The following is a 12,591-nucleotide window of genomic DNA, read 5'->3' as shown; positions in this document are numbered from 1 at the left end:
CCGGTGCGAGACAATCGGCCCCATGCAAGCGAGCACTGCCGACCTGGGGCTGGACTGGAAACACGGATTCGCCACCCTGGGCCCCGACTTTTTCACCGAACTGCGCCCCACGCCCCTGCCCGATCCCTATTGGGTAGGCACGAGCGACGGCGTCGCGCGGCTGATCGGCCTGGACGTGCGGCAACTGCGCAGCGACGAGGCCCTGCAGGCATTCACCGGCAACCAGTTGCCCGCCGGTGCCCGGCCCCTGGCCAGCGTGTACAGCGGCCACCAGTTCGGCATCTGGGCCGGGCAGTTGGGCGACGGGCGCGCCATCCTGCTGGGCGAGACGACCTGCGGGCACGAGGTGCAACTGAAAGGCGCGGGCCGCACACCTTATTCCCGCATGGGCGACGGGCGCGCGGTGCTGCGCTCCAGCATCCGCGAGTTTTTGTGCAGCGAGGCCATGCACGCCCTGGGCGTACACACGTCGCGGGCGCTGTGCATCACCGGCTCGCCCGCGCCCGTTCGGCGTGAGGAGGTCGAAACCGCCGCCGTGGTCACGCGCGTGGCGCAGAGCTTCATCCGCTTCGGCCACTTCGAGCACTTTGCCGCCAGCGGCCAGCACGCGCAGCTGCGGGCCCTGGCCGACTACGTGATCGACCGCTACTACCCGCAGTGCCGCGATGACAGCCATCCCTACGCCGCCCTGCTGCAAGCCGTGAGCGAACGCACCGCGCGCCTGATGGCGCAGTGGCAGGCCGTGGGCTTTTGCCACGGGGTGATGAACACCGACAACATGAGCATCCTGGGCCTGACCATCGACTACGGCCCCTTCCAGTTCCTGGATGCCTTCGTGCCCGGCCACGTCTGCAACCACAGCGACACGCAGGGCCGCTACGCCTACAACCGCCAGCCCAACGTGGCGTACTGGAACCTGCACTGCCTGGCCCAGGCGCTGCTGCCGCTGATCGGTGACGACGAGCAAGCCCGCGCCGCGCTGGAGCCGTACAAGACCCTCTTCCCCGCCGAGTTCATGGCCCGCATGCGCGCCAAGCTGGGGCTGGCCGAAGCCCGCGACGGCGACGGCGTGCTGATCGACGGCATCCTGCGGCTGCTGGCCCAGGGCAGCGTGGACTACACCATCTTCTGGCGCCGCCTGTCGCACGCCGTGGGCAGCGGCGACTTCGAGCCCGTGCGCGACCTGTTCGCCGACCGTGCGGCCTTTGATGCCTGGTTGCTATCGTATTCAGAGCTGCTCGTGCTTAGTGGACGGGCGCTAGCGGCCAATTTGATGCTTAAAACCAATCCCAAGTTCGTGCTGCGCAACCACCTGGGCGAGCAGGCCATCCGCGCCGCGAAACTCGGCGACTTCGGCGAACTCCAAACCCTGCAGCGGCTGCTGGAAAATCCCTTCGACGAGCACCCGGGCCACGACGCCTACGCTGCCTTCCCGCCCGACTGGGCATCCTCCATCGAGATCAGTTGCTCATCATGACCTACCCCATCCACAAGACCGACGCCGAATGGCAGGCCCTGCTGCAGGCCAAGGGGGCCGAGCCCGGCGCCTTCCAGGTCACGCGCCGCGCCGCCACCGAACGGCCCTTCACCGGCAAATACGAAACGCATTGGGCCGACGGCAGCTACCACTGCATCTGCTGCGGCGCCCAATTGTTCGACTCCGCCACCAAGTTCGACGCAGGCTGCGGCTGGCCCAGCTTCTCCCAGGCCATGCCGGGCACCATCACCGAAATCGTGGACCGCAGCCACGGCATGGTGCGCACCGAGACGGTGTGTACACAATGCGGCGCCCACCTGGGCCACGTGTTCGAGGACGGCCCGGCCCCCATGGGGCTGCGCTACTGCATGAACTCCGCCTCGCTGGACTTCGAACCCACCTGATTCCCCCCTCTATGCGCATCCTGATCGACTTCCTCCCCATCCTGCTGTTCTTCGGGGCCTACAAGTTCTACGGCATCTACGTGGGCACCGCCGTGCTGATGGCCGCCACCGTGGCGCAAATGGGGCTGATCTACGCCATCGACCGCCGCCTGCAGACCATGCACAAGGCCACGCTGGTGCTGATTTTGCTGTTCGGCACGCTCACGCTGGTGCTGCAGGACGACCGCTTCATCAAGTGGAAGCCCACGGTGCTCTACGGCGCCATGGCCCTGGCGTTGGCCGTGGCGCTGTGGGCGCTGAAAAAGAACTTTCTGAAGATGCTGCTGGGCGGCCAGCTGGCCCTGCCCGACACGGTGTGGACACGCCTTACCGTCGCCTGGATCGCGTACTGCGCCTTCATGTCGGCCATCAACGCCTACGTGGTGCTCAACTACAGCACCGAGGCGTGGGTGGACTTCAAGCTCTGGGGCTACGTCTTCCCGCTGGTCTTTCTGATAGGCCAGGGCATCTACATCGCACCCCACCTCAAGGACGACGACGAGCCCGCCGCATGATGAACAACGCACCCCTTGCCCACCGGATACACGACGCCCTGACCGCCCGGCTGGCACCGGCGGCCCTCGAAGTGCTGGACGAAAGCTGGCAACACCAGGGCCACGCGGGCGCCAACGGCACCGGCTTTGGCACCCATTTCCGCGTGCGCATCGCGTCACCTTTCTTTACCGAAAAGCCCCGCGTGGCGCAGCACCGCCTTGTGTATGATGCGCTGCGCGAATTGATGGACCAAGGCATTCACGCCCTCGCCATCGAAGTTCTCTGAACCGGTGCAACTTTCGCATTGGCCGGTAATCATCCAATCCCCTCCTCTCTTTTTTGGATTCCGCATGAAGAAACAGCTCCTGTCCGGCCTCGTGGCCGCTGCCGTGCTGGGCACGTTGGCCCTGCCCGTTTCCGCTCAGAACATTGCCATCGTCAACGGCAAGGCCGTGCCCAAGGAACGCGCCGAGTTGTTGCGGCAGCAACTGGAGCGCTCGGGCCGCCCCGTGACGCCCGACGTTGAAGGCCAGATCAAGGAAGAGGTCATCGCCCGCGAAATCTTCATGCAGGAAGCGCAAAAGCGCGGCCTGGAGGGCTCCGCAAACTACAAGGCCCAAATGGAACTGGCCCGCCAGACTCTGCTGATCCGCGAGCTGTTCACCGACTACCAGAAGAACAACCCCGTGACCGACGCCGAGATCCAGGCCGAGTACGACAAGTTCGTGGCCGCCAACAGCGGCAAGGAATACAAGGCCAGCCACATCCTGGTAGAGAAGGAAGCCGACGCCAAGGCCATCATTGCCTCCATCAAGAAAGGCGCCAAGTTCGAGGACATCGCCAAGAAGCAGTCCAAGGACCCCGGCTCCGGCGCCAAGGGCGGCGACCTGGACTGGGCCAACCCCGCCAGCTACGTGAGCGAGTTCACCGAAGCACTGATCAAGCTCGAAAAGGGCAAGATGACCGACGCACCCGTCAAGAGCCAGTTCGGCTGGCACATCATCCGCCTGGACGACGTGCGCCAGGCCCAATTGCCCAAGCTGGAAGAGGTCAAGCCCCAGGTCGCCCAGCAACTGCAACAGCAAAAGCTCGCCAAGTTCCAGGAAGAGCTGCGCGCCAAGGCCAAGATCGAGTAACTGGCGGTTCCCCCGTTGAAAACGCGGCTCCCGGGCCGCGTTTTTTTATGGGCTACCGCATCCAGGCGACGACCATCAGCAGGCCAATCAGCACGGGCTGGTGCGCCATGTAGTAGCTCAGGCTCCAGCGCCCCAGCACCGCCAGCGGCTTGAAGACCACAGGCACAGGCCGTTGCAGGCACCTGGGCCGCCGCATCAGCAACCACTGCCCGCACGCCAGTCCCCACCACAGCACGCCCAGCCACGGCAGCACGGGCACGTAATCCTCGGTGAACGGCTTGCGCGACACCAGCCCCAGCCAGTTGAGCGCCCGTCCATTGAACCAGGGCGCGGCCTCGGCCCAGGCGCCTGCCAGCCAATGCTGCGCGATGGGGGGCAGCGCCAACGCCACCAGCCCCGCCAGCCACAGCCAGCGCCCCCACCCCGCCGTGCAGCGGGCAACGAGCAGCATCACCGCCATGCCGTGCAGCACGCCGAAGTAGATGAAACTGCGGGGGAACATCACGAACGAGCCCGCCGTCACCAGCAAGGCGCAGCCCGCAATCTGCACCCAGCGCCGCCCGAACCGCGCCCAGCCCTGGCCCTGGTGCAGCGCGATGGACTGCCCCAGCCCCGCGCAGAAAAGAAACAGGCTCACGATGGCCGTGCGCTGCATCGTCCAGAACGGATCGGCGCGAAAGTCCTGCGGCCAGAAACCCAGGTGGCTCAGGTCAAAGCAGAAGTGGAAAGCCGTCATCCACACCATGGCCAGGCCGCGCAGCGCGTCCACGGCATCGCAGCGCGGCGTGGCGGCGTGGCTGGGGGAAGCGCTGTGCGATGTACGGGCCCTTGATGCACATCGGGCGGCGGGACACGTCACCATGGGTTTTCAGGCCAGGTCTGCCTGCCGGGAAAGGTAGGACTGCAAGTGCTGACGCAGTGTCGCGGCCAGGGCCTCCAGCCGGTCTCCAACCCGGAAGGTCGGCCCGGCAACCAGCAGGGCGAAACGCCGCGCCCCCACTTCAAAGGGAAGCGCCACCCCGCCCAGGTCCTGCGTGAATTCCGCATTGCCGGCGAACCAGCCACGCTCCTGCGATGCCGCGATCTCCTCTTCCACGGCCTCGGGGCTCATCAACGTGGTGCCTGTGTAGCGCTCGAACTCCGCCTTGCGCAGAAACGATGCACGCTCTTCTGCCGCCATCTGCGAGATCAGCGCACGGCCCGTTGCCGTCACATGCAGCGGCACCCGCTTGCCCGTCGGCGCCGCATAGCGAACCGAATGGGGTGATTCGACGGTCTCGATGAACAGTGCGTGAGAACCACTGGCCACGGCCAGCACTGCCGTCTCGCCAGTCACGTCCACCAACGCCTGCAGCAGTTCCCGGATCCCGGGCGGCACTGGCTGGGCCTCCTCGATCCGGCTGGTCAGCGCAGCCCAGACGGGCGCGGGATAGTACCCCGCCTTGGCCCGCGGCTCGTAAAGAAATCCCCGGTTGATGAGCGTGCCCAGAAGGTTGAAAGTGCTCGAACGGGGCCAGCCGAAGTGGCGGGAAATTTCTGCCAGGCTCGCCGGGCGTTGGTGTTCCGCGAAGTATTCGAGCAGGTCGAGGACGTTGGCGGCTTGTTTGACGTTCACGGTAGCTTTTTGAGGGCCGGGATGCAGCGGGCCTCCATTAAACCGCGCCCCGCCCCTGGCACCGAGACCAGGGTAATCCCGTGGATCGAGGCATTGTCGAATCATTCTTGTATGCGTATGATTTGTTCACATACAGGAACAATAGCAGAAACAAACATGCAGCCCATGAGCCCCGTCACCTCCGGCGCATCCGGTCCGCTCGCGGGCATACGGGTCATCGACATGACATCGGTGCTGATGGGGCCGTTTGCATCCCAGGCGCTGGGCGACATGGGAGCCGATGTCATCAAAGTCGAGGCACCAAGGGGAGACCTGGTGCGGCAGATCGGCCCCGCCCGGCACGAAGGCATGGGGCCCGTCTATCTCAACGCCAACCGCAACAAGCGCAGCGTCGTTCTGGACCTGAAGAATCCCGAGGGCCTGGCCGCGCTCAAACGCATGCTGGCCGACGCCGATGTACTGATGTACAACGTGCGCCCACAAGCCATGGCGCGCCTCGGCCTGAGCTACGAGGAGGTGTCTGCCCTCAACCCGCGCATCGTCTATGCGGGCCTGTTCGGTTTCGGGCAGGACGGGCCCTATGCCGCGCGCCCGGCGTATGACGACCTGATCCAGGGTGCCGCCACGCTTTCGCACCTGATAGCACAGGCATCGGGCGGCATACCGCGCTACGTCCCCACGGCGATGGCCGACCGCATCGTGGGGCTAACGGGCGTCAGCGGCATCGTTGCCAGCCTGCTCGCCCGCGAGCGCACGGGGCTCGGCGACCGGGTTGACATCCCCATGTTCGAGACCATGGTGGCGTTCGTGCTGGGCGACCACCTGGGCGGCCTGAGCTTTGAGCCCCCGCTCGATGCCGGCGGCTATGCGCGCCAACTGTCGCCGGAGCGCCGACCGTACCAAACCCAAGACGGCTATGTCTGCGCGCTGATCTATACCGACAAGCAGTGGGCCGACTTCCTGCGCGAAATCGGGCGTGAATCGCTGATGGCGGACGATGCCCGTTTCGCCAGCTACAGCGCGCGCTCCAAAAACATCGACCACGTGTACGGCACGCTGGCATCGATCTTTCAAGAACGGACCACTGCCGAATGGATGGCACTGCTGGAGCGCGCCGACGTGCCTTCCATGCCCATGCACAGTCTTTTGAGCGTACTGGACGACCCCCATCTGGCGGCCACGGGCTTCTTCTCGGTGGTGGAGCACCCGAGCGAAGGCCCGATCCGCACCATGCGCATGCCAATGACGTGGCAGAACCATAAACCCGCCCCGCCCCGCCATGCGCCCACGCTCGGCCAGCATACGCGCGAAGTACTGGCGGAGATGGGCTACGCGCCCGAGCAGATCGACGCCATGCTGGCCGCAGGAGCCGCCATGGCACCCGGTGAATCCGCCCAGAAGGACGGCAGCACCGATGCCGAAAGGGCCCGCGCATCCTGGAGTGGCCAATGAAGCTGAACGATGAAATCGACTTTCAGGTGGTCGATGGCGCCATCGCCATCATCACGATGGACCGGCCCGCGCAGCGCAATGCCATCAACGAGGGCGTGATGGATGGCCTGCGCCAGGCTTGGCACATGCTCGAAACCGATGACGCGCTGCGCGTGGGCATTCTCACCGGCAGCGGCGATAAGGCCTTCTGCGCAGGCATGGACCTCAAAACCGCCGCTGCGATGAAGCTCAAGGTTCCGCCGCGCGACATGCTGCCCGTGCTCGGGGACGTGGTGCATATCAGCAAGCCGACCATCGCTGCCGTGAACGGCATTGCACTGGCGGGGGGATGGCTGTTCGCGCAGATGTGCGACCTGTGCATCGCTTCCGAGCATGCGGCATTCGGCATTACGGAAGCCAAGGTGGGCCGCGGCATGCCATGGGCCGCGCCCCTCATCCACATGCTGCCCCAGCGCATCATGATGGAAGTGCTGCTCACCGCCAAACCCCTGAGCGCGCAGCGCGCGATGGCCCTGGGCTATGTGAATGAGGTGGTTGCACACGACCAACTGCTGGAGCGCGCCCTCGACATGGCACGCGGCATCGCAGCCAATGCCCCCCTCACCGTCAAGGCCGCACGCGAGCTCGTGTACCTCTCCACCGAAATGGGACGTTCTGCCGGGCTGCGCGCGGCGCAGCGCCTTTTCGAGTCCGTTTACTTGAGCGAAGACGCCCAGGAAGGGCCGCTTTCTTTTGTCGAGAAGCGCGCACCGCGCTGGAAGGGACGCTGACGTTCCTCATCGCACACAGCCCCGCTTCCTGAATTCGATTCTGAAACACATGAACTTTGAACTGAGCGAAGAACACCAGTCGATCCGGGCGGCCGTCAAGGACCTTTGCGCCCGTTTCCCCGAAAGCTACTGGCTCGAACGCGACGCGGACGGCATGTTCCCCCACGACTTCTACCGCGCCATGGGCGACGCGGGCTGGCTGGGGCTGGCAATTCCCGAGGAATATGGTGGCGCAGGGCTTGGCGTGCAGGAAGCGGCGTTGATGATGCAAACCGTCGCCGAATCCGGCGCGTGCCTGAGTGGATGTTCTTCGGTACACATCAACGTGTTCGGCATGATGCCGGTCGCAGCCTTCGGCAATGAAGAGCAGAAGCGCCGCATGCTGCCCCCCATCGCCAAGGGCGAAGTCAAGGCCTGCTTTGGCGTCACCGAGCCCAATGCCGGCCTCAACACTTCCAAACTCAAGACCCGCGCGGTGCGCCAGGGCGACAAATACGTGGTCCACGGTCAGAAAGTCTGGATATCCACCGCGCAGGTAGCCGACAAGATCATGCTGCTGGCGCGCACCACGCCACTGGAAGCCCTCGGCCCCGGGCAGCAGTCGCACGGCCTCACGCTGTTCTATACCGACCTCGACCGCAGCAGGATCGACGTACGCCTCATTGAGAAGATGGGCCGCAAGTGCGTGGATTCGAACGAGCTATTCATCGACGGACTGGAAATCCCTGTGGAGGACCGCATCGGCGAAGAAGGCAAGGGTTTCAAGTACATCCTGCACGGAATGAATCCCGAGCGCGTGCTGCTCGCCGCCGAAGCCGTGGGTGTGGGCCGCATCGCCCTGCAGAAAGCCGCCACCTATGCGCGCGAGCGCATCGTGTTCGACCGGCCCATTGGACAGAACCAGGCGATCCAGCACCCGTTGGCAGAGAACTGGATTGAACTCGAGGCCGCGCAACTGCTGACCATGAAAGCCGCCTGGCTGTATGACAACGGCAAGGATTGCGGCGCCGAGGCCAATGCCGCCAAATATTTCGCTGCCGAAGCGGGTTTCCGCGCCTGCGAGCGCGCCATCCTCACGCACGGGGGCATGGGCTATTCCAAGGAATTCCACGTCGAGCGCTACCTGCGCGAAATCATGATCCCCCGCATTGCGCCCGTCAGCCGTGAGCTGATCCTGAGCCATATCGCCGAGCGCGTACTGGGAATGCCCAAGTCCTACTGAGCCTCAGCAGCAAACGGCTCACCCCCATCACACAAAGAAGGAGACAAGCATGCACCATCACTCTTCAAGCTCGCGGCGTGCGATTCTGTCGTTCGCCGTATCCGCTGCGGCACTCACGTCCATGGGCGCACTGGCCCAAGCCTGGCCCAGCAAGCCGGTGCGCATCGTCGTGCCCGCCGCGCCTGGCGGTAGCGCCGACCCGCTGGCGCGCCTGGTTTCCGAGGAGCTGGGCCGGGTGTTCAACCAGGCTTTCGTCGTGGAGAACAAGCCCGGTGCGAACGGGAACGTCGGCTCCGCCTCCGTCGTAAAGTCCCCCGCAGACGGATACACCTTGCTTTTCAGCTGGACCGGGACCCTCGTTCCTGCGATCACGCTCTACGACGCCAAGCCCTACCATCCTCAGCGTGACCTGAGCCCCATCGTTTTGATCGGCTCGGTGCCGAACGTGATCGTGGTCCAGCCATCTCTCGGCATTCAATCGCTCCCGGATCTCACCGCCTATGCCAAGAGTCACCCCGGCCAGCTGAATTTTGGGTCAACGGGCAGCGGCAGCTCATACCACCTGTCGGGCGAGCTGTACAAGAAAACCCTCGGCGTCTTCATGGTCCATGTGCCCTACAACTCGCCGGGCGCAGTGCTTGCCGATTTGGTCGGCGGTCGCCTGCAACTGGCCTTTCCGGGCATCACCGCAGCAGCGCCGCTTGTCAAGGACGGACGGCTACGGGCGGTCGCAGTGATGGCGGACAAGCGTTCGGACCTCATGCCGGACGTGCCCACCACGGTGGAGCTTGGGCATCCCCAACTCATGTCCGATACCTGGTTCGGCCTGCTCGCGCCCAAGGACACTCCTGCCGAGGTCCGCCAAAAGATCAACGAGGCCCTCAACACGGCGCTCAACACCCCCGCCTTCAGAAACCGGCTCACCGGCATGGGGTTCACGCCATTGGGGGGCAGCGCCGATCAGTTTGCGGCCACTCTCAGCGCCGACATCAAGAAATGGGGCGAAGTGGTCAAATTCTCGGGCGCCAAGATCGACTGATCGGGATGAACCTCTCTACCTTGCTCGACGCAGCCGCGCGGCGCTTTCCCGCACGCGCAGCCGTCTTCCACGGGACTTCGCTGCACCAGACATACCAGGCTTTGCGCAGCCGCTCGCTTCAATTGGCGGCAACGCTGATGCGGCAGTTCGCACCCGGCGCGCGAATTGCCATCGCCACCGAGAATTGCCCGCAGTACCTCGAAGTCCTGTTCGGCACCTGGGCGGCTGGCTGTGCGGTGGTGCCCATCAACTACAAACTTCACCCCCGCGAGATGCTGCAGGTGATCGAAGATGCCGATGCATCGCTGCTGCTGACCTCGGAGTCCATTGCAGCGGAGGTGTGGCTTCACCTCGGCACGGGCACATCCGCCCCCCGGCCCGTCACCATTGGCTCGCCGACCTATGAGGCGCTGTTCGCCGATGCCGCCGCCACCACCATCGCGCCCACCGGGCCGGACACGCTGGCCTGGTTGTTCTATACGAGCGGCACCACCGGACGCTCGAAGGGCGCCATGCTCACGCACCGCAATCTCATGGCCATGACGGTCGCACACCTGGCGGACGTCGAGCGCATCGACGAGCACGCGAGCCAGATCCACGCGGCTCCAATGTCCCATGGGTCGGGCCTCTACATCCCCGCCTACATCGGGCGCGGCGCGCGGCAGGTCATACCGACATCCGGCGGCTTCGACCCGGCAGAATTCCTCGCACTGTGCGATCACCACCCGGATTGCGGCGCCTTTCTGGCGCCCACCATGGTGCAGCGCCTGCGGCTGCAAGCCGAGCGCACGGGGCAACCACGCCCGCGCAATCTGCGCAGCATCGTCTATGGCGGTGGCCCCATGTATGTCGAAGAGCTGAAAAAATCAATGAAGGTCTTCGGCCAAGTGTTCTCGCAGATCTACGGCCAGGGCGAAACCCCCATGACCATCACCAGCTTGCGCCGTAAAGACCATGCGCTGGAGGACGATGCCATCCTCGGCTCTGTGGGTCTGGCCCGCACGGGGGTCGAAGTGGCCGTAGTGGACGGCGATGGCCGACGATTGAACCCCGGCGAGGTAGGCGAAATCATCTGCCGCAGCGATGTCGTGATGACCGGCTACTGGCGCAACCCCGTCGGCACCGCCGAGGCCCTGCGCGACGGCTGGCTCTTCACCGGTGACATGGGCTCCATCGACGAGCGCGGCTACCTGACGCTGCGGGACCGCTCCAAGGACGTCATCATCAGCGGGGGCTCGAACATCTACCCGCGGGAGGTCGAAGAAGTCTTGCTCCTGCACCCGGGCGTCGATGAGGTATGCGTGGTCGGGCAGGCAGACGGGGAATGGGGCGAGGTGGTCGTGGCCTTCATCGTGGCTTCCAGCGCAATGCCATCGACCACGCCCAGCGAACTCGACCAGCATTGCCTGCAACACATCGCACGATTCAAGCGCCCCAAGCGGTATTGCTTCGTGGAACACCTGCCGAAAAACAGCTACGGCAAGGTGCTCAAGCGCGAATTGCGCCAACAACTGGCACAGGACGCGCGCTGAAGGCCGTCAAGTCACAAGTTGCCCCCAGCGATGCCCCAAACGCGTCGGCCAGCCAATCGTGCAGCACTTCACCGGGGTGGGCGGGTTATGCATGCGGCCCTTCAAGCCTCCTTGTGGTCAGTGGCGACCCCGACCCCGACCCACACCTACACAGGCGAATGGCTCTTGAGCCAGTCCTTCAGAGCCGCGTCGATGCGCGTCTGCCAACCGGCGCCCGTGGCCTTGAATGCGTCCATCACATCAGGCGACAGGCGAATGGTGGTGACCACCTTGGTGGGAGCCTTTTGTGCGCCACGTACACCGGCACGGCGGTTCATTTGCAGCAGGCTCGCGTACAGCGCGGGATCCAGCACCTCGGCGGCAGGTTTGAAGTGGCGCAGGTCAGCCAACGTCAGTTCGCGAACTTCGCCGTTCTCGTCAGTCAATGGAGCGCGTTTGCTCATAGTCTCTAACCTCTCTGGCATTGGCCCTGCGAAAGCTGATTACACGAATGCCGCCAGCCACGGGGGTGAAGCACAGCACATGCAGGCGTGCGTCCAGGAAGCCCACAGCCACAAAACGGGGCTCCGGATACGGCTTGCGCGTGTCCCGCTCGATGACTGCCGTGCCAAAGTCAAACTCTGCCGCTCGCTCGAAGCCCAAACCCCGGTCGCGGATGTTGGCCCCATTCTTGGCTGGGTCGAATTCGATGCGCACGAGCGAATTGTAATAACAAACAAGCCACGCAGCAGCCATATTGTTACTACATTGCTGCGCCGACAACTGGCACACGACGCGCGCCGAAGGCAGTCAAGTCGTTGGCCGACGCTGGATGCCAACGGAAGCCGACCGACCTGTGCAGGCAGCAAAGCCCTGCCGCGCCCATGAAAAAGGGTGTCCACCAGACATTGGTGGACACCCTTGGTCATCGTTTTGGTCGGAGCGGCGGGATTCATATTTCCATATGAAATTATCAACAACATTGTCAAAGTTGCCCCCAAAGTTGCCCCCACAATTTTTCTTGCTGGCATGAACTACAGGTTTGACGCCCTCCCCGCCCTGACGGACGGGGCTTGTCGCGCACCGGGTCAGCGGGCAGACTCCGGACATGGTGTCCATCCACGTGCGCCCGCCCGAGGTCAATGACCGCGTGATGCCAGGGCATTGGGAGGGGGATTTGATCAAGGGAGCGGGCAACAAGTCGGCCGTGGGCGTGTTGGTGGAGCGCTCCACGCGCCTGGTGCTGCTGTGCAAGATGGCGGATGCAACGGCTGACAGTGCGCTGGCGGCTTTCACCAACAAGCTTGCAGATCCGATGCGCCAGAGCCTGACCTATGACCAGGGCAAGGAGATGGCGCGCCACAAGGAGTTGGCTGCGGCCACCGGCATGCGGGTGTACTTCTGCGATCCCCACAGCCCTTGGCAAAGGGG

14 protein-coding genes and 1 pseudogene are annotated in these 12,591 nt (G+C 64.5%); 11 read left to right on the top strand and 4 right to left on the bottom strand.

Annotated elements, in window-relative coordinates; translation table 11 throughout:
- Positions 1-22 precede the first annotated feature (22 nt).
- The 5 genes from QM569_RS12220 to QM569_RS12200 all read left to right on the top strand — a co-directional run bounded on the left by QM569_RS12220 (position 23) and on the right by QM569_RS12200 (position 3,551).
- Complete coding sequence (locus QM569_RS12220) at positions 23-1,477, top strand: protein adenylyltransferase SelO (RefSeq protein ID WP_414987509.1); 1,455 nt, start codon at positions 23-25, stop codon at positions 1,475-1,477.
- Entirely contained in the window at positions 1,474-1,881 is a 408-nt protein-coding gene (msrB, locus tag QM569_RS12215; RefSeq protein WP_414987508.1) for a peptide-methionine (R)-S-oxide reductase MsrB, read from the top strand. Before QM569_RS12220 ends, msrB begins: the two co-directional genes overlap by 4 nt.
- Before the next feature lie 11 nt (positions 1,882-1,892).
- Positions 1,893-2,435 (top strand): septation protein A, encoded by a 543-nt coding sequence (locus QM569_RS12210; protein WP_414987507.1) that lies wholly within the window; start codon positions 1,893-1,895, stop codon positions 2,433-2,435.
- Positions 2,435-2,701 (top strand): BolA family protein, encoded by a 267-nt coding sequence (locus tag QM569_RS12205; RefSeq protein WP_414987531.1) that lies wholly within the window; start codon positions 2,435-2,437, stop codon positions 2,699-2,701. Before QM569_RS12210 ends, QM569_RS12205 begins: the two co-directional genes overlap by 1 nt.
- 64 nt (positions 2,702-2,765) lie before the next feature.
- Positions 2,766-3,551, top strand: coding sequence for a peptidylprolyl isomerase (locus tag QM569_RS12200; protein ID WP_414987506.1), 786 nt, complete (start codon positions 2,766-2,768; stop codon positions 3,549-3,551).
- Between the two features lie 52 nt (positions 3,552-3,603).
- Here the strand turns inward: QM569_RS12200 and QM569_RS12195 are convergent, their stop codons facing one another.
- Both QM569_RS12195 and QM569_RS12190 read right to left on the bottom strand, forming a co-directional pair.
- Positions 3,604-4,413: a heparan-alpha-glucosaminide N-acetyltransferase gene (locus tag QM569_RS12195; RefSeq protein ID WP_414987505.1), complete on the bottom strand. Its 810-nt coding sequence runs from the start codon at positions 4,411-4,413 to the stop codon at positions 3,604-3,606.
- Positions 4,414-4,419: 6 nt separating this feature from the next.
- Complete coding sequence (locus QM569_RS12190; protein ID WP_414987504.1) at positions 4,420-5,166, bottom strand: IclR family transcriptional regulator; 747 nt, start codon at positions 5,164-5,166, stop codon at positions 4,420-4,422.
- 165 nt (positions 5,167-5,331) lie between these two features.
- Here QM569_RS12190 and QM569_RS12185 point away from each other — a divergent pair, with 165 nt between their 5' ends.
- The 5 genes from QM569_RS12185 to QM569_RS12165 are packed head-to-tail and all read left to right on the top strand — an operon-like array spanning position 5,332 to position 11,181.
- Entirely contained in the window at positions 5,332-6,618 is a 1,287-nt protein-coding gene (locus QM569_RS12185) for a CaiB/BaiF CoA transferase family protein (RefSeq protein ID WP_414987503.1), read from the top strand.
- A complete protein-coding gene (locus QM569_RS12180) occupies positions 6,615-7,388 on the top strand; it encodes an enoyl-CoA hydratase/isomerase family protein (protein ID WP_414987502.1) in 774 nt (257 codons plus the stop codon). Before QM569_RS12185 ends, QM569_RS12180 begins: the two co-directional genes overlap by 4 nt.
- Before the next feature lie 49 nt (positions 7,389-7,437).
- Entirely contained in the window at positions 7,438-8,610 is a 1,173-nt protein-coding gene (locus tag QM569_RS12175) for an acyl-CoA dehydrogenase family protein (protein ID WP_414987501.1), read from the top strand.
- 49 nt (positions 8,611-8,659) lie between these two features.
- Complete coding sequence (locus QM569_RS12170) at positions 8,660-9,649, top strand: Bug family tripartite tricarboxylate transporter substrate binding protein (protein ID WP_414987500.1); 990 nt, start codon at positions 8,660-8,662, stop codon at positions 9,647-9,649.
- Positions 9,650-9,654: 5 nt separating this feature from the next.
- The gene (locus QM569_RS12165; RefSeq protein ID WP_414987499.1) at positions 9,655-11,181 is read left to right on the top strand and encodes an AMP-binding protein; all 1,527 of its coding nucleotides are present in this window, start codon (positions 9,655-9,657) and stop codon (positions 11,179-11,181) included.
- A gap of 146 nt (positions 11,182-11,327) precedes the next feature.
- Here QM569_RS12165 and QM569_RS12160 read toward each other — a convergent pair whose 3' ends face one another.
- The gene (locus QM569_RS12160; protein WP_414987498.1) at positions 11,328-11,624 is read right to left on the bottom strand and encodes a BrnA antitoxin family protein; all 297 of its coding nucleotides are present in this window, start codon (positions 11,622-11,624) and stop codon (positions 11,328-11,330) included.
- Positions 11,599-11,877: a BrnT family toxin gene (locus QM569_RS12155; protein WP_414987497.1), complete on the bottom strand. Its 279-nt coding sequence runs from the start codon at positions 11,875-11,877 to the stop codon at positions 11,599-11,601. The genes QM569_RS12160 and QM569_RS12155 overlap by 26 nt, the downstream gene beginning before the upstream one ends.
- 346 nt (positions 11,878-12,223) lie before the next feature.
- Between QM569_RS12155 and QM569_RS12150 the strand changes: the two are divergent.
- Positions 12,224-12,591 (top strand): annotated as a pseudogene (locus QM569_RS12150) (IS30 family transposase); the annotation flags it as partial.

Origin of the sequence: Acidovorax sp. (assembly GCF_047607405.1) — a bacterium.
GTDB lineage: Bacteria > Pseudomonadota > Gammaproteobacteria > Burkholderiales > Burkholderiaceae_C > Acidovorax.
The sequence above is the reverse complement of the archived record's forward strand: the minus strand, read 5'-3'. Positions and strand labels throughout refer to the sequence as shown.